The sequence below is a fragment of the Streptomyces sp. B5E4 genome (assembly GCF_039871555.1).
In the GTDB taxonomy this organism is placed as follows: domain Bacteria; phylum Actinomycetota; class Actinomycetes; order Streptomycetales; family Streptomycetaceae; genus Streptomyces.
The window spans coordinates 263,691-287,829 of sequence record NZ_JBDPMI010000006.1 but is presented as its reverse complement, the minus strand read 5'-3'; the positions used below and the strand labels follow the sequence as shown (position 1 = coordinate 287,829).

Sequence of the window (24,139 nt, the reverse complement as noted above, 5' to 3'; positions counted from 1 at the left end):
CTTGCGCCTTCAGCCTGCCATCTGTTTCGATGAGCGTCAACATAGGCATCTATCGAATCCATCGCCATCGCACGCACGAGGGAGGGGTTCGATGTTTCGGCCGCCGAGGGGTGGACGGCCCGGTATGGATGCTTCCCTTCCGCGCCCCGCGCGTGATGGCCGTTTCTGTCGCCTCCCGCATCTCGGCCATGATTAGATGCATGTCAACATTGACACACGTCGAATCCAAGGTCATCGCTCATGCTTGAGCCATCCATGAAGCCGTGCTGCCCACCGCTCACCGAGCGTCCGTACCGAGCCGAAGAGGCCGAGGTGGCCGCCAGGATGTTCAAGGCCCTCGGCAACCCGGTCCGTCTCCGCTTGTTCTCCGCGGTCGCCTCCCACGAGGGTGGTGAGGCATGCGTATGCGACATCTCCGACGTCGGCGTCTCTCCGGCCACCGTGTCCCACCATCTGAAGAGCCTCAAAGAGGCGGGACTGCTGGCGTCTGAGCGCCGGGGCACCTGGGTCTATTACCGTGTCGAACCCAGCGTGCTGGCCGCGATGGGGCAGCTGCTGACTGCGGAAGCCAGCACCTGATCCTCGGCCCGAGCCCGAGGAGTCACACTGTGTCCACCTGAGTCGGCACGACGCGGACCGTCATCGTTCCGCTTCAGTTCAGGCACGCCGACGAGGTGCCGGCGATCTACGAACGCGAGGTTCGCGTAGCTGCGGCGGAGCTTTCATGCTGCTACGTACTGCAGGGCAAGGTGTGGGTCCCCGGCCCCGGAAAGGAGCCGCGGGAGGTGTACGTCGTCAAGGCCGACGCCGACCGGTCGGGCAAGAGCCCAGCCCTGGAGGTCACGCACGGCGCCCGCGATCAGCAGGCGCCGAGACACCGACCGGAGTGGAGGCCCACGGATATCAGGATTCCGGCGGCGAATCCGCCGTCCCGTCGATCGCGACACCACAGGCCCCATCTGAGAGATCGTCACTCCAGTACCAGCATGGGGGCGACCACGCTTACGGCCCGGTCACCCTGGCGTCCCTATTAGCCCGACTTATGCCTGTCTGGATCGCACAGCAAGTGAACTCGCGGCGTACCCCGGAGCAAGTTTCTGTTAACAGCGTTGCAGCGAGGGGGAGTTGGTCAAGGGTTCCATGGGGCGCGAGAGTCTGATTAGACTCCTCTCGAATTAGCGGTTGTCACGAGGGGACCTCGCATGTCACGCAAGCCCCGATTGATATTCAACGGCCATACCCGGCACACGGAACCGTCCACGGTGATGGGCAGCAGGAGGCGCGGCTACGGGCGACTGGCGTCTGCCACGCTGGTGCTCGCGTCGCTCGCCACGGCCTGCGCCGACGAAGCAGGCGGGTCGGGGGCGATGCAGGCCAGCGGATCCACCACGGTGGCACCGGTCGCCGCTGATGCGGCCGAGGCTCTGAAGGCCAAAGGGCTCGACATCACCGTCGCCACGCAGGGCGGATCCGCCGGCGGCATAGCCCAACTCGGCGCGGGTCAGATAGACATAGCGCTGAGCTCGAAGCCCCTGTCGGACGAAGACCGCTCGGCACACGCCGGTACCGACTTCGTCACGACGCAGATCGGCTCGGACGCGGTCGGTGTGATCGTTACCAAGAAGGTCGCGGATGCAGGGGTGACGAACCTGACCGCGGACCAGGTCCGCGGCCTGTTCGAGGGAAAGATCACGAACTGGTCCGAGGTCGGCGGGCCGGACCTGAACGTCTTCGTCTACGACAAGGAGCCGGGCCGCGGGACCCGTGAGGTGCTGGACAAGTACGTCTACGGGGACGGAAAGGCGCCGCCCCCGCCGGAGTCCGGCAACTTCGCCATCGTGGGAGGCAACCTCGAGACCCGGAACAAGCTCAAGTCCACCCCCGGAGCCGTCGCTCCTCTCTCCACCGGCTTCATCGAGGGGCACAACGACCTGGCCGCGGTGACCCTGGACGAAGTCGCCCCGAGTTCCGAGAACGTCGCGTCAGGGAAGTATCCGATGTCCAGGCCGCTGTACATGATCACCAACGGTGAGCCGAAGGGAACGGCGAAGGAGTTCATCGACTACATCCTGACGGACAAGGGGCAGACGCTGCTGTCCAAGCACGGCTACCTGACGCTCAAGCAAATCGGGAAGTAACCGGTGACCGTCAAGGCGCTGGTGCGTCGGCCGGCCCCACCGGACGAAGCGCCCCGCCCCCGCCCGTCGCGATGGATCTGGGGCTGGGTGTTCACAGGCGCGCTGTCCGTAGCCGCCATCCTTGTGGTCCTGGTGGGGTATCTCGGCGCGGGCCTCGGCAGCGGCGAAGTCGACTGGCCGGAGTTGCTCACGGATCCCTCGTGGAGCCCGACCTACTCTGCCTTCGGCGGACTGGCGATGATCTACGGATCCGTCGTCGTCTGTCTGACTGCCCTCGCGATCGCCGTGCCCGTCAGCTGGGCAGCGGCGGTAGCCCTGTCGGAGTACCTTCCGCCGCGTCTCGCGCGCCCGCTGCGCCTGTGCGTGGAACTGCTCGCAGCCGTCCCCTCGATCGTCTACGGGCTCATCGGCATCTTGATCATCCGGCCCGTCATCGCCCGGATGGCAGACGTGCCGGGCGGAGACAGCCTGCTGGCTGCAGGCATCGTGCTCGCAGTCATGATCACACCAACAGTGGTTGCCGTGAGCGTGGACGCTCTGGCCGCAGTCCCGGACCGCTACCGCGAGGCGGCCTTCTCTCTGGGGCTGACACGGCGTGAGGTCATCCGGTCCGCGGTCCTCCCTCTCGCGAAACCCGCGATGCGTGCGGCTGTTCTGCTCGGCCTGGCTCGGGCACTCGGTGAGGCCATCGCGGTCTTCCTCGTCGTGGGAAGGGCTGACGGACGCCTTCCCACGACATTCGGGGAGTTCCTCGACTCGCTGGTCCACCCCGGACAAACGCTGACCACGAAGCTCGCCGGCCCTGAACCGGTACTGGCCGGGACCTCAGGCCCGTACTTCGCCGCCCTGTGCGGACTGGGCATCATCCTTCTGGCGCTCGTGGCCGCCGCGACCGTGTTCGGAACCCGTGGCGCATCGCGAACGGCGAACAGCCGACGCGCCTCCTACCGGCCGGCAGCACGGATGCGCATGCAGCAGGACCGGCTCATCGCCGCGCTGCGGTTGGGAGCACTGCTGCTGCCGACGGCGGTGCTGGTGGCCATGCTCGCGCTCCTTGCCACACGGGGCAGCAGCGCCTTCAACCCGTCGTTCTGGTTCACCTCCGCGACCGGCGCCGCGGGCGGAGGCGTACGCGACCAGATCGTGGGGACTCTGCTTCTGATCGCCACCACAGGACTGATCTCACTGCCCCTGGGCTTCGGTGCCGGGATTCTGATGGGTGTCCACGCATCAGAACGCACCGCGCGCCTGCTCCAGACGATGACCGTGGTCGTCGGTGGGGCACCGACCATCCTTCTGGGACTGGCCGGGTTCGTCATCCTGTCCAGCACCATGGGGTGGGGAAGATCGTGGCTGGCCGGTGCCATCGTCCTGGTCCCGGTCGTCGTACCCATTGTCGCGCTCACCACCGCGAGCCGAGTACGAAGCATGTCTCCCGAACTGACCGAAAGCGCCTTGTCCCTGGGGCTGACACGCGCACAGTTCATCCGCTCCGTCGTGGTCCCCTACGCGTGGCCGGCCACGGTCACCGGCCTGCTGCTGGGACTCGCCCGAGCAGCAGGAGAAACCGCCCCCCTGCTGTTCACCGCAACGGTCTTCTTCGGAGCTCCCACCCTCCCGGACGGCATCGTCGATTCCCCGGTCCAGGCTCTGCCGACGCACATCTTCACCCTGTCCCAGGACTCCGGAGACCCACAAGCGGTGGCACAGGCGTGGGGAAGCGCCATGGTCCTGGTGCTGATCACCGCAGTACTGCTCAGCGTGGCAGTCGCGCTGCGCAACCGCCTCGAAGGAGAGCGATGGACAACGTGATAGTCACGAACCGGCTCCGGGTGCGCGATGGTGAGAGGACGCTTGTGGGGCCCGTCTCCTTAGAGCTCGGGCACGGGTCGACCACCGGTCTGAGTGGCCCTTCGGGCGTGGGCAAGTCCACAGTGCTGCGCGCGTTGGTCGACCTGCTTCCCAACGGGCTGGTGCGCGACGGAGATGTGCATGTGCTGGGACGTCGGATCGAGCATCGCAAGGGCGACGCCGACCTGAGGACCAAGATCGTACTCGTCCCTCAGGTACCGGTCGTCTTCGGAGGCAGCGTCCTTGACAACGCTATCTTCGGGATCCGCCACGTGATGAGGGTGGCACGGGAAGCACTGCATGACAGGGCGGAGCAGGCGTTGCGTGAGGCGGGACTGTGGAAAGAGGTGCGCGACAGACTCGACTCTCCCGCCCAGACGCTGTCCGCAGGGCAGCGGCAGAGGCTCTGCCTCGCCCGGGCGCTGGCGCTGGAACCCGCAGCGCTCCTTCTGGACGAACCCACCAGCGCGCTGGACGAACGGAGCCGCGACATCGTCGAGGAATCCGTAGCCGCTCTCCGGGGACACCGCACCGTCCTGATCGTCTCCCATGACCCGGCACAGGTGGGGCGGCTGTGCGACACCACGGTGAGCCTGGAGCAGCCGGAGTCGACGCCGCGTACTGCTGCGGTCTCCTGACCAGCTGCTACTGAAGCTTGCCTGCGACCGACTCGGTGCACCCCATCAACCTCAGGTCACGACCTGAGCGGGGGCTTGTCGGCGAGGGCGGCGAGGTAGCGCTCGGCGTCGAGCCCTGCCGCGGTGGACGACGGTGACGGAGCGGGTGAAGCGGGGCAGGAAGGCTGCCTCTTCCATGGCGGCGTCGCTGCCGTCGACCACGACGAAGTCGCGCTCGCGGAAGAAGAACCCGTCACAGGTGGCGCACCAGGAGACACCGCGGCCGGACAGCTCCTCGACCGTCTTGGCGCCGAACTCCTCGGCCTCGGCCCCCATGTTCTCCATAAGGACCGGACCGTCCACACCGTCCGGGAAGCCGGGAAGTTCTCGCCTTTGGTCGTCGTGGTCAGCGAGCCGCCCACGAAGATCGAGCTGCCGAACAACAGGGGCTTCAGCTGGGCGCAGGCGGCGTAGAGAGCGGCGGTATCCGGCGGGGCCGATCGATGATGACGGCCTCGCGGATCTCGCTCATGCGGTCTGCTCCGGGTTCGCCGGGGCGATCTCCTCGATCAAGTTCTCGACGAGCTTCTTGATCTCGTCACGGATCGGGCGTACGGCCTGGACACCCTGGCCCGCCGGGTCCTCCAGCGTCCAGTCGAGGTAGCGCTTGCCGGGAAAGACGGGGCAGGTGTCGCCACAGCCCATGGTGATGCAGACGTCGGACGCCTTGACCGCGTCGACCGTGAGGATCTTGGGGGCTTCGGCGGTGATGTCGATGCCAACCTCGCGCATGGCCTCGACGGCCGCGGGGTTGACCTGGTCGGCAGGGGCGGAACCCGCGGAACGGACCTCGACGCGGTCCCCGGCCAGGTGCGACAGCCATGCGGCGGCCATCTGGGAGCGGCCGGCGTTGTGGACGCAGACGAATAGGACGGAGGGCTTCTCGGACACGGCAGTCTCTCTTGTCTCACGACCGAAATCAGGCACGAATGAAATCAGCGCCCGATGGTGTCAGTCACCACTGATGTGAGAGTATCAGCGCATGATGACGTCAGTCGACACTGGTCTACTCCGGACGCTGGGCGACCCCCTGCGCCTGCAGATCGTGACCCTGCTCGCCCGCGAGACCCTCTGCACCACCCACCTCGTCGAAGAAACCGGTGCCCGTCAGACCAATCTCTCCAACCACCTGAGAGTGCTACGCGAGGCCGGCGTCGTGGAGACCGAGCCCTGCGGGCGCTTCACCTACTACAAGCTGCGCCCGGACGTCATCGCCCAGCTTGCAGGCCAGTTCGCCGACCTGGCCGAATCCGCCCGTACCGCCAGCGAGAACAAGAGGGCCTGTCCGTGACCCCCACCCAGGCGCCCGCGACGACCGAGCCCCCCTCCGTCGTCGCGAAGCTGTCGACCCTCGACCGCTTCCTCGCCGTCTGGATCCTGATCGCCATGGCACTCGGCCTCGGGCTCGGGAGGCTGATTCCCGGGCTGAACGACGCGCTCGCCCGGGTCGAGATCGGCGGCATCTCGCTGCCGATCGCCGTGGGCCTGCTGATCATGATGTACCCGGTCCTGGCCAAGGTCCGCTACGACAAACTCGACGCCGTCACCGGCGACCGCAAGCTGATGGCCTCCTCGCTGGTCGTCAACTGGGTCCTCGGCCCGGCGCTCATGTTCACGCTGGCCTGGATCTTCCTGCCGGACCTGCCGGAGTACCGGACCGGACTGATCATCGTCGGCCTGGCCCGCTGCATCGCCATGGTCATCATCTGGAACGACCTCGCCTGCGGCGACCGCGAAGCCGCAGCCGTCCTCGTGGCGCTGAACTCCGTCTTCCAGGTCATCGCCTTCGGCGTCCTGGGCTGGTTCTACCTCGACCTGCTGCCCGGATGGCTCGGCCTCGGCGACGGCGAACATCTCGACATCTCCATGTGGAAGATCGCGCTGAACGTCGTCATCTTCCTCGGGGTTCCCTTGGTCGCGGGGTTCCTGACCCGCCGCATCGGCGAGAAGAAACTGGGCCGCGAGTCCTACGAGGCGAAGCTCCTTCCGAAGATCGGCCCCTGGGCCCTCTACGGCCTGCTCTTCACGATCGTCGTTCTGTTCGCGCTCCAGGGCAAGACCATCACCTCGCAGCCGCTGGACGTCGTCCGCATCGCGGTCCCGCTGCTCGTCTACTTCGCGGTGATGTGGTTCGGCGCCTTCCTCCTCGGCCAGGCGATCGGCCTGAACTACGAGCGCACCGCCACGCTCGCCTTCACGGCCGCCGGCAACAACTTCGAGCTCGCCATCGCGGTCGCCATCGCCACCTTCGGCGTCACGTCCGGCCAGGCGCTGTCGGGTGTCGTGGGTCCGCTGATCGAGGTTCCGGTGCTGGTGGCGCTGGTGTATGTCGCGCTCGCCTGGCGTGCGAAGTTCACCGCGGCGCAGGTCAAGTAGCCGGTCGTACGGCATGGTTCGGCTGCTCCGCGGTACACGGCGGGGCAGCCGTGCGAGGAAAAGGCTGCGCCGTGGTGACCAGACGCGTCAACGTGGTCGTCACCGGCGGGCGGTCAGGCCGGACTCGCCGCCGGCTACCACCTGCGTCGCCTCACTCGGCGACGTCGTCGTCGTGCGGCCCGTACGCGAGGCGCGCGACGCCGGACTCCTCAGGGCGCAGCCGATGTTCCGCCGACTCACCGCGACCGGCGGCGAATGGCCCCGCGCTGTCCCACCTCGCGCCGCTCGGTCTGCGGGGGCCTCGCGGGCACATCCCCACCACGGGCACCCGGGCGCTTGAGGAGCCGCACCTCCACCTTCTCGGCTACGGCGACCGGACCGGCCCGGCCTCCGCGACCCTCATCGGCGTCGGCCGTCCCGCACGCGACGCCGCCACGGCCATCGCGGAACTGCTCAGCCTCCCTTGACCCACCCAGGCCTGCCGGGCGCTACCGCTCCTCGGCGGAGGAGGCGAAGAGGGGGCGAGACTGGTCGCGTGGAGATCCGCAGCCTGCGAACCACTCATCGCGCGAGCGCTCCGATGCGTCGCTGTCCCGGCAGGGGTGCCGGGTCCGTCGGTCCACAACGAGGCCGGCCGATGCGCTGCGCTCCCGCCTACTGGCAGCAGGCCGACTGAGGGACGCTCTGCTGATTCGTGAGGGACAAGATCTCCGCGAGGGGGGCAAGCGCACTGGGGACGACCTTGTAGTACACCCATGTTCCACGGCGCTCCGAAGCGAGCAGGCCCGCCTCGCGGAGCTTCTTGAGGTGATGGCTCACGGTCGGCTGAGAGACCCCGACGTCAGCGATATCGCAGACACATACCTCTCCGGCGCTGTGCGAGGCGATGTTGGAGAAGAGCCTCAGCCGAACGGGGTCCCCCAGGGCCTTGAACATGGCGGCTATCTGCTCCGCCTTCTGCTGCCCCAGAGCCTCTGGGGCAGGGTTGGGGATGCAGATGTCAGTTCCTTGTGGCAGGGGTGCCACGTCCAGAATCTTCAGGTTCGGCATAGATCTATATTTACATTGGTCAACGTGTAGCAACAACCAGTGAGTTTCGGTCACTGAAGCCTCAGGCCGACCAGCGGGTGCTGCCCTCGCACGCGGGTCGGGACGGCCCAGGGCGGGCGCCCGTACGGGGTGGCGACGGCGGTGGGCGCGCCGCCGCCACGTCGGGTCCCTGCGTGGCGCTGGGGTCAGCCGCGTTTGGGTTCGGGCAGGACGTAGCGGTTGAACATGAGTTCCTGCAGAACAGGGTCTCCGCCCTCGACGATCGACACATAGCGGATGTCCCGCAGGAGTTTGCCGATGATGTGGTCGGTGGTGAAGCCGAGGCCACCGAACATCTCGGATCCGGCGCTGGCGATCTCCCATCCGGCCTGGCCGCAGTACATTTTCGCCGCGAGAGCCGAGCGCAGGGTGCCGCGCTGGACGAGTTCGTCGGCTGCGTCCGGTCGCGCCATGAGGGTGTCGAATTCGCGGGCGGCGGCTCGGCACTGGTTCTTCATGACGTCGATCTGGGTTTCCATCTTTCCCAGCCGGTTCATGAAGACGGGATGGTCGATGAGGTAGCCGTCCTGGAGGGTTTTGTCCTCGGCGTAGTCCATGCTGATGTCACGGATGCGGCGTGCGACGCCGAGGGCTGTGGTGGCGATGAGGATCCGGCTGGCGTTGAGTGCCACTTCCAGCAGGCGCAGGCCCGGACCCCGAAGGACGTTGGCTGCGGGGACCCGGCAGTCGATGAGGCTGACCTCGTAAGTGCCGGATGACCGCAGGCCGATCATTTCCCAGCGTTTGGTGATATGGACCCCGGGTGTGCCCGCCGGGACGAGGGCGGCGATGAAGTCGCTGGGGTCTTCGGCCGAGCGGCCGACGACGATGAGGAAGTCGGCGAATCCCGTGTTGGTGGAGAAGTACTTGGTGCCGTTGATGGCGACCTCGTCGCCGTCCCGGGCGATGGTGGTGGTGATCCTCGCGAGTTCGCTGCCTGCGGCTTCTTCGCTGCCGAGGGTGGCGCAGAAGCCACCGGTGCCGGCCATGGCGGCAAGGTGACGGGCCTGGAGTTCCTCGCTGCCGTAGAGCTGGACCATGGTGGTGCCGAGGATGGAGATGAAGAGCGTGAAGGCGGCTCCGGCGTCGCCGTAGGCGAGTTCGGAGACGATGTCGACGCTGTCTTCGAGGGTGAGTCCGCGGCCGCCGTGCTGGGGGGCTATCCACCAGTTGGAGAGGCCTTGTTCGTGGAAGGTCTTGTAGAGGGGCAGCGGTGCGGTGTCGAAGGAGTCGAGGTAGTCCTCCTGGCCGACCAGTTCGTGGTGGGCGAAGGCGCGTGCGCGCTCCAGGATGTCGCTCGTCGTGGTCATGTCGGGCCCGGTTCCCGTTCAGATGCGGTAGAAGAGGTTGAGGAAGCGTCCGGCGAGCCGCTGGTCTCCCCGGCAGGTTCCGGTGTTGGCCCGGCCGAAGGCGGCCAGGACGAGACTGGCGGGGTCGAATTCCAGGACGGTGTGCTGGTCGTCGACGGGTCCGGGGGTGAACGCGATTCCGTCGCCGGTGATATCGGCGCGTGTGGTTCCGGCATGGGGGCCCGTGGTGACGCGGATGCCGATGCTGAAGGGTTCGGTGCCGGTGGTGTCGCTGGTGTTCTGCCACATCAGGAAGCAGACGGGAACGAGGATGTCGGCGGCATCGGCGCTCAGCACGTGACAGTCGTCGAGGCCTTCGCGGATGTCCCAGGTGTGGACGATGTAGTCGAGGACCTGGCAGATAGGCAGAAAACAGGCAGGAACGGGGCCCATGTACTTGTGCGGTACGAGGAGTTTGGTCCACTCGCTGTCGGACAGCTCACCGGTCACCTGGAGGATTTCGTCGAGGAGGCCGCGCAGTCGGGCCAGGAGCTCGTCCTGGGCGACGCTGCGCAGGGCCAGGGCGTCCTCGTCCATGATGCGTGCCATGTCACGGACGTTGAGAGGGCCGACAGGGTCTGCCTTGCCGCGTGCGGCGGCGAAGGAGTTGAGGTAGACCGCGGTGGTGTCGGCCATGTGGGCGATGACGTCGCGGACCTGCCAGTGCCCGGCGGCGGTGGGAGATTCCCAGTGGGCGGGGTCGGCTGCCAGGGCCAGCATGGTGTCGGCTTCGCGCCGCCATATCTGTTCGAGGTTCTTGCGGCTGGCGGGTTCCATGAAGTTCCAGCTCAACGGAGTTCTCCCGGTGTCAGGTCGGCGGCGAGTCTTTCGAGAGCGAACGCGGCGCCCTGTGCGGGCATCGCGTTGGTGAGGTAGGCCAGGTGGGCGAAGTAGGTGCCGCCGCTGCCCTGGCAGGCGAGGTCGCCTTGGGCGCAGTAGTTCTGGAGCCGGTCCTGCCAGTTCTTGAGCTGGCCTGGCGGGCGGGGGTTGTCGCTTTGGCGACCGGGTTCGAAGGTGCCCCTGTTGGAGGGTTCCCCGTCGGTGAAGCGGGGGTCTCCGTAGAAGAGGACCGCGCTGATTCGGGCTGCCGCCCGGGGTGAGAGTTCGGCGGCATCCTGGCCTGCGGTGCGCTGTGAGGGGGGCAGGAGCGTCTCGCCGATGACCCAGGCGCCCTGGGAGTAGCCCATGAGGACGTGCAGGCGGTGGGGTGCTGCCGCTGTGCTCTGGTTGAGGAGGTCGGCCAGGGCCCTCACTCCTTGGCCGACACTGGCGGTGAAGTCGAAGGTGGCGGGGTATTCGAGTTCGGTGTAGGTGGTGTGGTGGTGCGGGCTCTGTTCGATGATGCGATCACCGAGTGGGCGCAGAAGGTTGCTGCCGGTCTGCGGTTCGGTGGTGCCGCGTACGCCGATGAGTGCGATGTCGGGCCGCACGTGCGGTTCGGTACTCACGCGCCGGTTCCGGCGAGGGCGGCCTCGACTTCCTGCTGGGTGAAGTTGCCGCTGGCGACGATCCGACCGTCGATCATGACCATGGGAGGCTGGGCGGTGCCGCGTACCAGCTGGCTCTGGATCTCCGCGAGGATGTCGGGGCTCAGCGCGCCCGCGAGTGCTTCGGTGGCAGAGACGAGTCGTGCGCGGGAGGGCGATCCGGTGGCGGTGATCGCCTCGGTGACGGTCTTGACCGCACGCTCTTCGGCGGGTGCCGCGGCGGGATTGCAGCAGCTGTCGCTGATGATGAGTACCTCACGGGGCTGCTGCTGGGCTGCTGTGCCCTGCGGGGTCGGGGCGGCCGCGGGGGCACCGCAGCAGGCCGGGCCCGCGGTGTCGGCCGGAGAGTTGGCGGAGGACGTCATGGTCGTGGCTCCTTGGAGGGGTATGACGAATCGGCGCTCGTCACCCGGTGTGGGGGCGGCGCTGCGGGCGGGTTGGGTCAGGCGGTACGGCCGAGGGCCGAGTAGAGCTCTGCGGCGACGGTGTGTGCGGCGTGGGAGTCCGCTGTGAGGCGGTTCTTGGTCAGGGCGAAGGCGATGCCGTGCGTGGGGTCGGCGAAGGCGGCGCTGCCGCCGCTGCCCGTGGTACCGAAGGACTGGGGTGAGCCGCCGGCCCAGGTAATGCCGTGGAAGTAGCCGAGCGTCTTGGGGCTCGGGTGGCCGAGCATGCGGTCCTCGGCGGAGACGGCCGGCCGGGCGGCCTCCTTGGCGGTGCCCGCGGGCAGGAGGTGTACGCCATCGGTATCGGTGAGAAGGGCGGCGTACATGCGGGCGACGGCGGCTGCGGTCATGGTGCCGGCCGAGGGGATGTGGGCGCTGAGGTAGTTCTTCTGGTTGCCGAGTTCGGTGCCTGCGGCGACGGGCCGCGGGGATGCGGTGAAGATGGCCGCGGAGTCGGGCAGCGAGGCGATCGCGGCGTCCCATCCGCCGTCCACGAGGGTGGCCGTACGGTGGTGTTCACTGCCGGGCAGGCCGAAGAACAGGGAGTCCTCGACGCCGAGTGGGCCGGAGACGTAGCTGCGCAGGGCTTCGGAGAGCGGAAGCCCTGTGACCCGGCGGACGACTTCGCCCAGGATCCAGCCGAAGGTCCAGCCGTGGTACCCCATCGCCGTTCCGGGCTCCCACAAAGGGGTCAGGCCGACGATGCGTGCACACATCGTGTCCCAGTCGGTCATGTGGGCGGGGACGGTGTCGGCCGGCAGGTGCGGTACCCCCGCGGTGTGGGTCAGGACGTGCCGGAGGGTGATGCGTTCTTTGCCGTGTGCTGCGAAGTCTGGCCAGTATTCGGCCACAGGGGTGTCGTAGTCGAGCCCGTGGCGCGCGGCAGCGGCGTGGGCCAGGGTCGCGGTGACGCCTTTGGCCGTGGAGAAGCTGTGGATGAGGGTGGCCGGGGTCAGGGGCCTGTCCGCGGCCGGGTCCGCGGTGCCCGCTGCTGCATTGGCCACCAGTTCGCCCTGGAAGTAGGCGGCGGCCTGGAGGCCGGTCTCTCGTCCTTGCGCGACCAGGCGGTCGAGGGCCTCCTGGACGCGCTGCTGCACCTGATGGGTCGTGGCAGCCATCGGGCAAACTTCTCCCCTCGCCGGGCCCGTCAGGGACACGGCGTCACGTGGTCGGGTACTAGCGAGCGGGCTCCGGCTGGGAACAGTTCTCGTTGCCGGGGGCGGTGCTGGAGCATTCGGTGCTCTGCGGGCTGAGCGAGGCAAGCGTGGCCAGGAGTTGGACGGGCTGGACGAGGGCGTCGCAGCACAGCGAGTAGATGTTGCTGCGCCCCTTGGGTGTCGCAAGCACCAGGCCCTGCTCGCGCAGCGGGGTCAGGTGATGGCTGACAAGGGTCTGCGACATGCCACTGGCGTCTGTGAGCTCGCGCACCGACCGTGCTCGTTCGGCCAGCAGAAGCATGAGAGTCAGCCGGTTCTCGTCTGCCAGTGCCTTGAGGAGCGGGGCCAGACGCCGGGCGCGCTCCGAAGCCGTGGGCAGCGTCGACACGTCCCACAGCTCGATGTCCAGTTCACGTCCCATGACGCCATTGAACCACATCTCATTGCTATCACCAATGCATGCTGGTATTAATCGTAAAGCTTGTTCGTTGGAGGGTCGCGCTTCTCGCTGCCTCCCAGATCCTCACTGAAGGAAGAAATCCATGTCGGAGAGCGCAGACGGCCCGGGCAGGACCGTTGTCGTGATCGGAGCCGGACCCGTGGGTCTGGCCGCAGCCGCCCACCTCGTGGAACGCGGCCTGGAGCCGGTCGTGCTCGAAGCCGGTGAGCACGTGGCCAGCGCAGTCGCCGAATGGAGCCACATCCGGCTGTTCTCGCCCTGGCGCTACAACGTGGACTCCGCAGCCCGTCGTCTGCTGGAGCAGGCGGACTGGCAGGCGCCCGATCCCGAGGCACTGCCCAGCGGGGGCGAGCTCATCGAGTCCTACCTGCTGCCCCTGGCGTCCACCGCGGCGCTCAGTGGGCGCATCCACACCGGCCGGAAGGTGGTCGGGGTGACGCGGGACGGACTGGACAAGGTCCGCAGTGCCGGCCGCGAGGACCGCCCATTCCTGGTGCGCACCACCGATACATCCGGCGCCGTCAGCGACTTCAGGGCGGACGCGGTCATCGATGCCTCCGGCGTCTGGGGGCAGCGCAACCCCATGGGCGCGGCAGGCCTGCCAGCCCCCGGGGAAAGCGCGGCAGCATCCTTCCTGAGCGGGCCGCTGCCCGATGTGCTGGGCAAGGAGCGCGCCCGTTTCGCAGGCAAGCACGCTCTGGTCGTCGGGATGGGCCACTCTGCGGCCAACACCCTGCTGGCGCTCGCGGAGTTGACCGAGAGCGAGCCTGGAACCTCGATCACGTGGGCCATCCGCAGCGCCCGTGCCGACCGGCTGTACGGCGGGGGCGACGCTGACGGACTGCCCGCGCGCGGAGCTCTCGGCAGCCGGCTGAAGAACCTCGTCGACTTCGGTGTGATCACCCTGGTGCCGCAGTTCTCGATCACCGGGTTCGAGACCGGCGACGGCTGCTGCGGAGGGGGCGGGGCGGTGACCGTACACGCGGTGACCGCCGACGGCCCTCGCTCGGTGGAGGCGGACACCGTGGTCGCCGCGACCGGCTTCCGGCCCGATTTGGACATGCTGCGCGAGGTGCGACTGCGCCTGGACACCGCGGTGGAGGCGCCCTCCGCCCTGGGTCCGCTGATCGACCCCAACAACCACAGCTGCGGAACCGTCCCGCCCCACGGCGAGCGCGAGCTGGCCCACCCGGAACCCGGTTTCTACATCGCCGGCGTCAAGAGCTACGGCCGCGCCCCCACCTTCCTTCTGGCGACGGGGTACGAGCAGGTGCGCTCGATCGCCGCGGCCCTGGCAGGCGACCGCGCGGCGGCCGACGCCGTCGAACTGGACCTGCCGGAAACCGGCGTGTGCTCGACCGACCTCCCGGACAGCTCGGATGCGGGCTGCTGCAGCGCTCCGGCAGCCCCACAGGGTTTCGCCAGCGGTTCCCTGCACGGCTATTCCGGCGAACAGACCTCCGCGACCGCGTCGGCGTCCGCGTGCTGCGCAGCACCTGACACCGCCTCCCACTGACGCCTCCTCATCCCACAGAGAGCTGCGATTCCTGCCATGACTTCTGCCGCCTCCGAACCTCAAGTGCGCTGGTCCTCCAAGCAATGGGCACTCCTGGCCGTCCTGTGTCTGGCGCTGCTCCTGGACGGTCTGGACGTCACGCTCGTCGGTGTGGCCCTGCCCGAGATCGGTGCCGACCTCGGCCTGGACACCGCCCAGTTGCAGTGGATCGTCAACGGCTACCTGCTGGGCTACGGCGCCCTGCTGCTGCTGGGCGGCCGCACCGCCGACCTGCTGGGACGCCGCAAGGTCTTCCTCGTCTCGCTGGCGGTGTTCGCCATCGCCTCGCTGATCGGCGGACTGGTCGACGACGGCCTTCTCATCATCGTCACCCGGTTCGTCAAGGGCGTCGCCGCCGCGTTCACCGTCCCCACCGGGCTGTCGATCATTACGACGACCTTTCCCGAGGGGAAGCAGCGCAACAAGGCCGTCGCCATCTACACCGCGTTCGGCGCTTCCGGGTTCTCCTCCGGCCTGGTCATCGGCGGTCTGATGACCGGACTGAGCTGGCGCTGGACGTTCCTGTTCTCCGTCCCCATCGCGTTCGGCGCACTCGTCGTCGGCATCTTCCTGATTCCCCGCGACCGGCCCAGCGTTCGCGGCCGCTACGACTTCCCCGGTGCTCTCACCATGACCGCGGGCCTGCTGCTGCTGGTGTATACCGTGGTCAACGCGCCCGAGGTGGGCTGGGGAGCTTCGCGGACCTTGCTGTCCTTCGTTGGTGTGGTGGTTCTCCTCGGGGCATTCGTCGCCGTGGAACGCAAGGTGGACAGTCCGCTGGTGCCTCTGCGGGTGTTCCGCCGAGGTGCGCTCATGAGGGCGAACTTCTCGTTCATCGCCCTGCTCGGTTCCTACTTCAGCTTCCAGTTCCTCATGACGCTCTACCTCCAGGGAACGCTGGGCTGGAGCCCGCTCGAGCTGGCTCTGGCGCTCCTGCCGATCGGTCTCATCGTCGCCTTCGGCGCCCCCATAGCCGGCCGGCTCATCCCCCGTTTCGGGACAGCCAAGCTCATCGTGTTCGGCCTGTCCGCCGAGGCGATCGGGTTCATTCTGCTTCTGCGGCTGACCACCGACCCGGCGTACGTGTCCCTGATCCTGCCCACCGTCGTTCTGGTGGGTATCGGATTCGCGTTCGTCTTCCCCTGCGCCAACGTACAGGCGGTGACCGGTGTCGAGCCCCATGAGCAAGGTCTGGCAGCAGGCATGCTGCAGGCGAGCGGGCAGATCGGTGCAGCCGTCGTCCTGGCGGTCACCACCGCCATCATCGCCATGGACGGCGCCGACGGAGCGCAGCCTTCGGCACAGGACGTCCTCGACCAGTTCCGTCCCGGGCTCATCTTCGCCACCGCCGTCGCGCTGGCAGGTGTCGTCCTCGTCCTGATCAAGCGGCGCACGCCGCAGCCGACTGCCGCTTCCGAGTCCGCACTCGCTCCCGAGGCGGACACTCCCGCCAAGTAGTCCGGACCCGGTGCGGGCGCGATCACGCGCCCGCACCGGGCTCTGCCACGTCTTCCCACAGGCGCCGAAAGGAACGACCCACCGATGGAGCACCCCACACGCATATCGCGCCGCAGTATCGTCGTCGGCACCGCCGCTCTGGGCACCGCAGGAGCCATACCGGCCCAGCAGGCCGCAGCCCAGGGGACGCAGACGAACACGGCAGCGCACGGCACCACCCGCATACCCGGCACCGGGCGACCCACCATTCCACGCATCGACTTCACCGACGGCTCGGCCGCACTTACTCCTGACCGGACGGTGGCCACCGCCTGCCAGTTCTGCAACGCGAACTGCCGGCTGCACGTGGATCTGAAGGCGGACCGCGTCATCGGCATCCGCGGCGAGGAGCAGGATGCGGTCCAGGACGGCAGCATCTGCGTCAAAGCCGAGATGATGCCCGAACTGGTCTACAACGAGGCCCGTCTGACCTCCCCTCTGCGCCGCGTGTCGGGCCCGAAGGGATCGCGCGAGTCCCGGTTCGAGGAGATCAGCTGGACCGAGGCGCTGGAGACGATTGCCCGCCGCCTCCTGCACTTGCGCGATACCGGGCAGGCCCACACCATCGCCAACCGGGCCACGGGCAGGATGCCCCAGGGCACTACCGCCGTGATCGCTCGTCTCTTCGCCCTGCTCGGAAGTCCCAACAACATCGACGTCGGCCCCGTCTGCAACGACGCCGGCGGGAACGCCCTGGCCGCGACCTTCGGCATGGGAAACTTCACCAACGGCTACGGCGTGGACGCCGCAACCGGCAAGCAGGATCTCGGTGCCGCCCGGCATCTGCTGTTCCTCGGCACGAACCAGGCCGAAACGCATCCGGTCACCTTCGAGTACCTGCTGCGCCGGCGGGAGGAGACCGGGGCGACCCTCACTGTCGTGGACCCCCGCCTCACCCCGACAGGCACGAAAGCCGACCGGTGGGTTTCCCCCAAGCCGCACACCGACTTCGCGCTGGTGTTGGCCATGCTGGATCACATCATCCGTAACGGCCTGTACGACCGCCAGTTCGTGAAGCGCTGGGTGACGGGGTTCACCGAACTCCAGCGTCACCTCGCGCAGCACGGCTACACGCCCGCGTGGGCCTCTGAGGTGACCGGGGTACCGGAGACCACGATCATCGAGATGGCGGAGGAGTACGCGAGTGCTCGTCCGGCCGCGATTTTCTGCAACGCGGGAATCTCCCACCAGCTCGGCGCGTTCGACACCTACCGCACTCTGGCGTTCCTGGCCGCCGTCACCGGCAACATCGGCGTCCCGGGGGGTGGCTGCAACTTCATGCACAACACCTGGCCCGGCGCGCTGGGGCTGCCCGCCCTCGATGGGGCCTTGCCCAAAGTGCGGGAGGCGTTGCCCGTGGGTCCGGACTACTTCGCCGAGTCGATTCTCACCGGGGAGCCTTACCGTCTCAAGGCGGTGATCACCCAGGGCAATCCGCTGGTCTCCTCGGCGAACACCACCAAGGTCCGCGAGGCGTTCGAGCAGCTCGATTTCTACGTCTACACCGGGCTGTTCATGGAGGAGCCGGCCTACTACGCCGACATCATTCTGCCCGTGTGCAGCGGTCTGGAGATGGACGGCGTCTACATGCGCCGCGATGACCGCGCCATCCGGTGGCAGGACCAGGCGGTGCCGCGGGTCGGTGAGTCCAAGCCCGACTGGGAGATCTGGGTCCAGCTTGCACGGACCATGGCACGGCTGGACACACAAGGGCCGGCCGGCCAGTGGACGAAGGCCTTCCCCGCACGATGGGACAGCTATGCGAACCTGTGGGCCGACTTCGTCGAGCACACCCCCGGCATGGGCGGGATGAGCCGCGCCCGCCTGAGGAAGCGCTCCGAACCACTGCGCTGGCCGTGCCCCACCGACCGGCACCCCGGAGTGAGCACGCTGTTCGCCGACCACCCCAGCTGGTACGAGGCAGCGGCCTCCTTGTCCCCCGCACACCGGGGCAAGCGGTTCCTGACGCCGAGCGGCAAGGTGGAGATCACCACGCCTGAACTGGAGTCCGGCCTGAAGGCTTCGGGGCACGGCGCACTTCCGGTCTTCTACACCCACCCGGAGGTCACCGGGGCGCATCCCACGGTGCGTTTCGAGGAGGGTTTCGTGCCCAACCCCCTGACTCCGCGTGCCGTGACCCACCCGGTGGTCCTGGGTGTGCAGGGCAGCGATGCGGTTCACCGCAACTTCCCGCTGATGGGGATGACAGGACGGCCCAGTGTCGTGCATTTCGCCGAGGTCACGCACTGGACGCGTACCGGCAAGCAGCTCAACGGCGTCCGGTTCATTCAGATCCACCCCCGCACAGCGAGGCTGAACGGCATAGCCGACGGGGATGAGGTGAAGGTCGAGAGCCCACGGGGCTCGGTGACAGGACATGCTCTGGTGTGGGAAGGGATCCGCCAGGACACCGTGTTCGTTCCCAACACGTTCGGCCCGGCGCAATCCGTCGGCGATGTCTTTGGTGCCTCCCGTTACGAGCCGGCCAACGTTCTGCTGGACGACCGCTTCTACGACAACCTCTCGGGTCAACAGGCCTACAAGTGCTTTGCGTGCCGTGTGACCAAGGTCTGACGTCGCGCCCCTGCTGACCCGGCGCCGGACCGAACACGGCGAAGGGTCAGCAGGAAAGCCTGGCCCACAGCGCAAGAGTCATCGGCGAAGCCTCATCGAGGACTTGGCCAAGTGTGTGCGTGCCCATGATCTCTCCCCCGTCAGTGGTCCGCGCCCCGGAAGCGTCTGCCGCCAGGCCGTGAGCCGCTATCTCACCTTGCGGAAATGTCCTATTCTGATCAACCTCCGACCGGTCCGACATCGACATGCTTCTAACTTGACATGCGTCGAAGCAGAGACGCAACCCCTCATTTCGCTTCCACTGCCGGATGACGTGCAATCCGGCCGCCCGCCCGCACCGGGCACGTGCGGGAGCGCCTGCACCTCCATCTGCGGCGCAGGGACGAGTGGTTGACATACCCGTCGGGGCGCTCCTAGTGTCGGCCACTGCTTCGGCGTTCATCGATATGGTGTTCGCCGTACTGCGGTCCGCCGGCCCCCTGCTGCCGTGTGCGCCGCTCTTCACCGCTCTGCGAGCCGTGTTGCTGACAGGGCGAGTTCTGGTGCCGCGTCGCGTCCCCGACCGGCCGTAGCCATATGTCCTGAAACCGACGCTGCTTCCGCCTCGTGGCGTCATGCCGTCACGCCCACAAGAGGGAGAACCCGTGTCCGCTGCGCGCAGGCCGCTGCTGGCCTTAGTCGGAGACCAGTACAACCACGAGGAGCCGGCCCACCCCCGGATCGAACCGCTGCTTCCCGCTCTGGGAGTCGACACCCAGTGGATACCGACCAGGCACATCGACGACTCCACCGACTTCTCGGTCTACGACGGCATCTGGGTCGTTCCCGGCGCCCCCTACCACGCACAGCAGGGCGTCCACCGGGCTCTGCGTCACGCTCGTGAAGCGGGGCTGCCGCTGCTGGGCACCTGCGGCGGCTTCTACAGCGCCGTGCTGGAGTACGCGCAGAACGTACTGCACCTGCCGGAGACCGCCGAGCTCGGCGACGACATCGCGCCGATCGAGAAGCTGATCCTGCCCCCCACCTGCACGGCCGACAACAACAACTGGGTCCCGTTGTTCCTTCGCGAAGGATCACGGCTGTCGGCCATGTACGGGGGGCGCACCGAGATCGAGGAGATCCTGCAGTGCGACTACGGCATGGTGAAAGAGTTCCTGGACGCCGCCACTCAGGGTGATGTCCGGTTCAGCGGCTGGGACAACCGCGATGCCCCGCGTGCCCTGGAGATCACCGGGCACCCGTTCTACGTCGCCTGTCTCTTCCAGCCGGAACTCTCCAGCGCCCCGGGCGCAGTGCACCCGGTCGTGGCGGGATTCGTGACCGCTGTGTACGAAAAGGCCGGCGTCCCCGTGCCTGACTTCACCGCCCCCGTGGCCGGTGCGCCCGACGTCGACATCGTCGAGTACGAGCAGGCTCTCAACAGCGTTCGCAACGATCCGAACACGCTGGCCGCGTTCACTGCCGACTCGCAGTTCAAGCAGGTCGAGGCCGGTGCCGGCCTGCGGGCGGTCACGCGTTCCAGTGCCGCGGGCGATGTTCGGATCGTGAGCGTGCAGAACATCTCGCCGGAGCCCCGTGCGTTCTCCCCCGCGGAGTTGCTCCCGCAGGCACAGGAATGGGGCACGCCCGTCGTCTTCCTGAGCGGCCGGATGGAGAGCAGGGAGGCCGACGGCGCTCGGCTCACCTGCACAGTGGCGCCCGGAAGCGTGGTCTGGCTGGGGGCGTTCCCGGCCGGCAGCGCCCCCGTTCCCGACTCGTTCACCGAGCCGACCGCGGCCGGGGCGTTGTGACCTCCGCCTCCGCTGGCACGTTGGTCGCCGTCGTCACGGGCGCCGGAAGCGGAATCGGGGCGGCTACCGCGGTTCGCCTGGCGGACGAGGGCTACAGCCTGGTGCTGGTCGGACGCCGCCAAGAGCGCCTTGAGGCGGTTGCCAAGAAGGTCGAGGCACGCGGCCGCCAGGCCGTTGTCCAGGTCCTCGATGTCACGGACGTGGCTGCGGTCAAGGCCTTCGGGCTGGGGCTCGAGCGCTGTGACGTCCTCGTCAACAACGCCGGCGGTGCCATCGGCACCGAAGAGGTGGAGGGGGCAGACCCGGCGGACTGGCGGGTGATGTACGAGACGAATGTCCTCGGCACCCTGCAGGTGACACAAGCCCTGCTCCCGCTCCTGGTGAGCAGCGGCAACGGAACGGTCATCGTGCTGACGTCGACCGCCGCGTTCACCGTCTACGAGGGGGGCGGCGGTTACAGCGCGGCCAAGCACGGCCAGCACGCGCTGGCCGGAACTCTGCGCATGGAACTGTGCGGCCGCCCCGTACGGGTCGTCGAAGTCGCGCCGGGGATGGTCCACACCGAGGAGTTCAGCCTCAACCGCTATCGCGGCGACAGCGCCAGAGCGGCCGCCGTGTACGCCGGGGTCGACCAGCCTCTGGTCGCCGACGACATCGCCGATGTCATCGCGTGGGTAGTCACGCGACCCGCTCACGTGAACGTGGACTTCCTTGTGGTTCGGCCACGGGCTCAAGCCGCTCAGCACAAGGTGCACCGCGCCGACGTGTAGTACGCAACTCCCCTGTATCCCGGGTCATTTCAGACGGAGGAGAGCACACATCATGACCGGTCTGCCGAAGAATCCGATCCTCGACCTCGCCGAGTACGAAGTGACCCCGGTCAAGAACGTGAATGCCAAGGTTCCCGTGCTGGGGTCCAAGAGCTACACCAATCGGCACTTGGCGATGGCAGGGCTCAGCAGCGAGCCGACCACGCTGCACAACGCACTGCTGTCGCAGGACACCCTGCTGCTCGCCGACGCTCTGCGCGCCTTCGGTCACGTCACCGTCGACATCGACGAGGCCACGAACACCGTCACCGTCACGCCCAACGGCAAGCAGATGACCGCACCGGCGGACGAGATCGACATGGGCAACGCCGGTACCCCGATACGCCTGCTGATCACGATGGCGGGACTCGCCCACGGCACCACCGTTCTGACCGGTTCGGAACGGATGCAGGAGCGTCCGATGGGGCACCTCTTGGACGCGCTCGACCCGCTCGGCGTCCCGGCGCTCGACCTGCGGGGCAACGGCTTTCCGCCGATCTCCGTAGAAGGTCCTTCCCTGACAGGCGGCCCCACGTACATGCACGGCACCGTCAGCAGTCAGTTCACGAGCAGTCTGCTGATCAGCGCGCCGTACGCCCGTGAGGACGTAGAGGTCAGCCTCATCAGTGAGCTGCTGTCGAAGCCGTACGTGGACATGACGGTCGCCGCAATGGCAGCCCGCGGCGTTCAGGTCGAGCGGCAGGGCTACCGCTCGTTCACCGTCCGCGCCGGCCAGCGGTACACAGGTGGTGATGTCACCGTCGAGCCGGACGCCTCCGGCATGTCGTACTTCCTGGCAGCCGCGGCCATCCTCGACGGGCGCGTCACCATTCCCGGTATCAGCGGCGACTCCGTCCAGGGCGACGTCGACCTGGTCCGGGCACTGGTGAGCATGGGCTGCAAGGCCGATGTCACCGGCGACAGCATCACCTTCGAGGGGTCGGACAACCTGACCGGCATCGAGATCGACATGGTCAACATGCCCGACGTGGTGCCGACCCTCGCCATCGTGGCCGCCTACGCCCAGGGCACGACGCACATCACCGGCATCGGCAACCTGAGGTTCAAGGAATGCGACCGCATCGATGCCGTCGCAACCGAACTGACCAAGATGGGCGTCACGGTCCGCACCACCAAGGACACCATGACCGTCGAAGGCGGCCGGCCGCACGGGGCGGTGATCGACACCTACGACGACCACCGCATCGCGATGGCGTTCGCGATCTGCGGGCTGCGCACCCCCGGCGTGATCATCCGTGACCCGGGGTGCGTCACCAAGTCGTTCCCCACCTTCTGGGACCGGCTTGCCGAGCTCGACCAGGATGCCTCGTGACCCTCTCACCCGGCATCCTCCTCATCCTCGACGGCTGGGGCGAGGCAGCGCCCGGTCCGGGGAACGCCGTCGCCGCAGCTTCCACCCCTCATCTCGACGCACTGCGGGCCCGCTGCTCCAGCGTGCTCCTCCAGGCTTCCGGCATCGCCGTCGGCCTGCCCGAGGGTGTCGTCGGCAACTCCGAGATCGGCCACCTCGTCATGGGAGCCGGCAGGCCACTGGAGTACGACAGCCTCCTCGTACACCGGCAGGCGGAATCCGGCTCCCTGCGTCAGCACGCGGTCCTGTCGGCAGCGTGTGGCCGCCTCGCCGGATCCGGCCGGGCGCTGCACGTGGTCGGCCTTTGTTCGGACGGGCGGATTCACTCCGACCTGTCCCACATCGGTGAGCTGCTGGGCGCAGCGGCCGACGCGGGGCTGAGCCAGGTGTGGCTGCACGCGATCACCGACGGACGGGATGTCGCCGACGGAACAGCGGCCGACTACCTGCGGCGTCTTCGGAAGATGGCCGATACGGCCGGAACCGGAACGATTGCCACGGTGATCGGCCGCAACTACGCCATGGACAAGAGCGGCCGCCGCGACCTCACCGAACGCGCCGCCGGTCTGATCGCCGACGCCGTCGGCGAGCGCACCGCACCGGACGAGGCCGCTGCCGTGGGAAGCGAAGGCGACGGTTGGACGGCTTCCACGGTGCTGAACGGTGGCCCCGCCTATCCGGGCATCGTGGACGGCGACGCCGTGCTGTTCGCGAACTTCCGCAGCGACCGCACCACGCCGCTGGTCGACCTGCTGCACGAACGTCTGGAGTCCAGCGGGCGCACGCAGGTGCGTCTGCTCAGCCTCGCCCAGTACGACACGGACACGCCGTTGGAAACGCTCGTTGAGCGTGCTGACGCGTCCGGCGGGCTGGCCGATGTCCTTGATGAGCTCGGTGTGCGTTCGGTGCGGATCGCGGAGCACGAGAAGTTCGAGCACGTCACGTTCTTCATCAACGGGCGTTCGACGGCGGAACGCCCCTGCGAGCGGCACCAGAAGGTGCCCAGTGCGTTCGGTCCGCACTACGTGGAGCATCCGCAGATGAATCTGGCCGAGGTCACCGGCCAGGTCATCGAGGCATCCGCCAGTCCGGACACCCCGCTGGTCATCGCCAACCTGGCGAACATCGACGTCGTCGGGCACACCGGCGACTACGAGGCCACCATCCGGGCCGCCGAGGTGACTGATGAGGCGGTCGGCCGGATCTGTCAGGCGGCAGCCGAGCACGGGCGGTGGGTCGTTCTGGTCGGGGACCACGGCAACGCGGAGCAGATGATCCAGACCGGCGCCGACGGCACGGTGCGTCCGTACGGCGGTCATACCCACAACCCGGTGCCGTTCGTTCTTGCCGACCCCGATGGCCGGCGTCTGGCCGCCGATCTGTCTCCGCAGTCCCTCACGCTGCCTGCCGTTGCGCCGACAGTTCTGGACCTCCTCGGCATTCAGGCCCCTTCCGTCATGTCGGCCCCCTCACTGCTGAGTGGAGCCGGCAACCGAGCTGAACACAAGGACTGAC

The 24,139-nt window shown here is 67.8% G+C and carries 21 protein-coding genes and 3 pseudogenes; 15 read left to right on the top strand and 9 right to left on the bottom strand.

From position 1 onward, the window contains the following. Positions 1 to 240 precede the first annotated feature (240 nt). The 5 genes and pseudogenes from ABGA99_RS11440 to ABGA99_RS11420 all read left to right on the top strand — a co-directional run bounded on the left by ABGA99_RS11440 (position 241) and on the right by ABGA99_RS11420 (position 4,627). Positions 241 to 579 (top strand): metalloregulator ArsR/SmtB family transcription factor, encoded by a 339-nt coding sequence (locus ABGA99_RS11440; RefSeq protein ID WP_347577262.1) that lies wholly within the window; start codon positions 241 to 243, stop codon positions 577 to 579. Between the two features lie 143 nt (positions 580 to 722). Then, a pseudogene (locus tag ABGA99_RS11435) lies at positions 723 to 1,034 on the top strand (hypothetical protein); the annotation flags it as partial. 168 nt (positions 1,035 to 1,202) lie between these two features. Continuing rightward, positions 1,203 to 2,138 carry a phosphate ABC transporter substrate-binding protein gene (locus tag ABGA99_RS11430; protein ID WP_347577261.1) on the top strand — a complete coding sequence of 312 codons (936 nt, stop codon included), beginning with the start codon at positions 1,203 to 1,205 and terminating at the stop codon, positions 2,136 to 2,138. Between the two features lie 3 nt (positions 2,139 to 2,141). Beyond that, entirely contained in the window at positions 2,142 to 3,950 is a 1,809-nt protein-coding gene (gene pstC / locus ABGA99_RS11425) for a phosphate ABC transporter permease subunit PstC (protein WP_347577260.1), read from the top strand. After that, a complete protein-coding gene (locus ABGA99_RS11420; RefSeq protein WP_347577259.1) occupies positions 3,938 to 4,627 on the top strand; it encodes an ATP-binding cassette domain-containing protein in 690 nt (229 codons plus the stop codon). The genes pstC and ABGA99_RS11420 overlap by 13 nt, the downstream gene beginning before the upstream one ends. A gap of 120 nt (positions 4,628 to 4,747) precedes the next feature. Here ABGA99_RS11420 and ABGA99_RS11415 read toward each other — a convergent pair. Further along, a pseudogene (locus tag ABGA99_RS11415) lies at positions 4,748 to 5,138 on the bottom strand (thioredoxin-disulfide reductase); the annotation flags it as partial. Beyond that, the gene (locus tag ABGA99_RS11410; RefSeq protein WP_347577258.1) at positions 5,135 to 5,557 is read right to left on the bottom strand and encodes an arsenate reductase ArsC; all 423 of its coding nucleotides are present in this window, start codon (positions 5,555 to 5,557) and stop codon (positions 5,135 to 5,137) included. The pseudogene ABGA99_RS11415 and the gene ABGA99_RS11410, both read right to left, overlap by 4 nt. Positions 5,558 to 5,648: 91 nt before the next feature. Between ABGA99_RS11410 and ABGA99_RS11405 the strand changes: the two genes are divergently transcribed. From ABGA99_RS11405 to ABGA99_RS11395, 3 genes and pseudogenes are all read left to right on the top strand, one after another. Further along, positions 5,649 to 5,957, top strand: a complete 309-nt coding sequence (locus ABGA99_RS11405; RefSeq protein WP_347577257.1) for a metalloregulator ArsR/SmtB family transcription factor — start codon at positions 5,649 to 5,651, stop codon at positions 5,955 to 5,957. Then, on the top strand, positions 5,954 to 7,042 hold the full coding sequence (gene arsB / locus ABGA99_RS11400) for an ACR3 family arsenite efflux transporter (RefSeq protein WP_347577256.1): 1,089 nt from the start codon (positions 5,954 to 5,956) through the stop codon (positions 7,040 to 7,042). The genes ABGA99_RS11405 and arsB overlap by 4 nt, the downstream gene beginning before the upstream one ends. 145 nt (positions 7,043 to 7,187) lie before the next feature. Beyond that, positions 7,188 to 7,509, top strand: a pseudogene (locus tag ABGA99_RS11395) (pyridine nucleotide-disulfide oxidoreductase); the annotation flags it as partial. A gap of 187 nt (positions 7,510 to 7,696) precedes the next feature. On the opposite strand, the gene ABGA99_RS11390 reads toward ABGA99_RS11395, so the two are convergent. The 7 genes from ABGA99_RS11390 to ABGA99_RS11360 form a co-directional block, all read right to left on the bottom strand. Beyond that, complete coding sequence (locus ABGA99_RS11390) at positions 7,697 to 8,092, bottom strand: metalloregulator ArsR/SmtB family transcription factor (protein WP_347577255.1); 396 nt, start codon at positions 8,090 to 8,092, stop codon at positions 7,697 to 7,699. 185 nt (positions 8,093 to 8,277) lie between these two features. After that, positions 8,278 to 9,441 carry an acyl-CoA dehydrogenase family protein gene (locus ABGA99_RS11385; RefSeq protein ID WP_347577254.1) on the bottom strand — a complete coding sequence of 388 codons (1,164 nt, stop codon included), beginning with the start codon at positions 9,439 to 9,441 and terminating at the stop codon, positions 8,278 to 8,280. 18 nt (positions 9,442 to 9,459) lie between these two features. Further along, positions 9,460 to 10,272, bottom strand: a complete 813-nt coding sequence (locus ABGA99_RS11380; protein WP_347577253.1) for a maleylpyruvate isomerase N-terminal domain-containing protein — start codon at positions 10,270 to 10,272, stop codon at positions 9,460 to 9,462. Continuing rightward, the gene (locus ABGA99_RS11375; RefSeq protein ID WP_347577252.1) at positions 10,269 to 10,928 is read right to left on the bottom strand and encodes a cutinase family protein; all 660 of its coding nucleotides are present in this window, start codon (positions 10,926 to 10,928) and stop codon (positions 10,269 to 10,271) included. Before ABGA99_RS11375 ends, ABGA99_RS11380 begins: the two co-directional genes overlap by 4 nt. Beyond that, entirely contained in the window at positions 10,925 to 11,332 is a 408-nt protein-coding gene (locus tag ABGA99_RS11370) for a hypothetical protein (RefSeq protein WP_347577251.1), read from the bottom strand. Before ABGA99_RS11370 ends, ABGA99_RS11375 begins: the two co-directional genes overlap by 4 nt. 77 nt (positions 11,333 to 11,409) lie before the next feature. Beyond that, positions 11,410 to 12,528, bottom strand: coding sequence for a serine hydrolase domain-containing protein (locus ABGA99_RS11365; RefSeq protein WP_347577250.1), 1,119 nt, complete (start codon positions 12,526 to 12,528; stop codon positions 11,410 to 11,412). A 58-nt stretch (positions 12,529 to 12,586) separates the two neighbouring features. Next, the gene (locus tag ABGA99_RS11360; protein ID WP_347577249.1) at positions 12,587 to 12,988 is read right to left on the bottom strand and encodes a metalloregulator ArsR/SmtB family transcription factor; all 402 of its coding nucleotides are present in this window, start codon (positions 12,986 to 12,988) and stop codon (positions 12,587 to 12,589) included. Positions 12,989 to 13,109: 121 nt separating this feature from the next. Between ABGA99_RS11360 and ABGA99_RS11355 the strand changes: the two genes are divergently transcribed. The 7 genes from ABGA99_RS11355 to gpmI all read left to right on the top strand — a co-directional run bounded on the left by ABGA99_RS11355 (position 13,110) and on the right by gpmI (position 24,138). Continuing rightward, entirely contained in the window at positions 13,110 to 14,543 is a 1,434-nt protein-coding gene (locus ABGA99_RS11355) for an FAD-dependent oxidoreductase (RefSeq protein ID WP_347577248.1), read from the top strand. A gap of 36 nt (positions 14,544 to 14,579) precedes the next feature. Beyond that, entirely contained in the window at positions 14,580 to 16,040 is a 1,461-nt protein-coding gene (locus ABGA99_RS11350) for an MFS transporter (protein WP_347577247.1), read from the top strand. Positions 16,041 to 16,124: 84 nt separating this feature from the next. Beyond that, entirely contained in the window at positions 16,125 to 18,653 is a 2,529-nt protein-coding gene (locus tag ABGA99_RS11345) for a molybdopterin-dependent oxidoreductase (protein ID WP_347577246.1), read from the top strand. Positions 18,654 to 19,297: 644 nt separating this feature from the next. Continuing rightward, positions 19,298 to 20,443, top strand: coding sequence for a hypothetical protein (locus ABGA99_RS11340; RefSeq protein ID WP_347577245.1), 1,146 nt, complete (start codon positions 19,298 to 19,300; stop codon positions 20,441 to 20,443). A gap of 20 nt (positions 20,444 to 20,463) precedes the next feature. Beyond that, entirely contained in the window at positions 20,464 to 21,213 is a 750-nt protein-coding gene (locus tag ABGA99_RS11335; protein ID WP_347577244.1) for an SDR family oxidoreductase, read from the top strand. A gap of 52 nt (positions 21,214 to 21,265) precedes the next feature. Further along, positions 21,266 to 22,585: a 3-phosphoshikimate 1-carboxyvinyltransferase gene (gene aroA / locus ABGA99_RS11330; RefSeq protein ID WP_347577243.1), complete on the top strand. Its 1,320-nt coding sequence runs from the start codon at positions 21,266 to 21,268 to the stop codon at positions 22,583 to 22,585. Beyond that, the gene (gpmI, locus tag ABGA99_RS11325; protein ID WP_347577242.1) at positions 22,582 to 24,138 is read left to right on the top strand and encodes a 2,3-bisphosphoglycerate-independent phosphoglycerate mutase; all 1,557 of its coding nucleotides are present in this window, start codon (positions 22,582 to 22,584) and stop codon (positions 24,136 to 24,138) included. Before aroA ends, gpmI begins: the two co-directional genes overlap by 4 nt. Position 24,139: the final 1 nt, after the last annotated feature.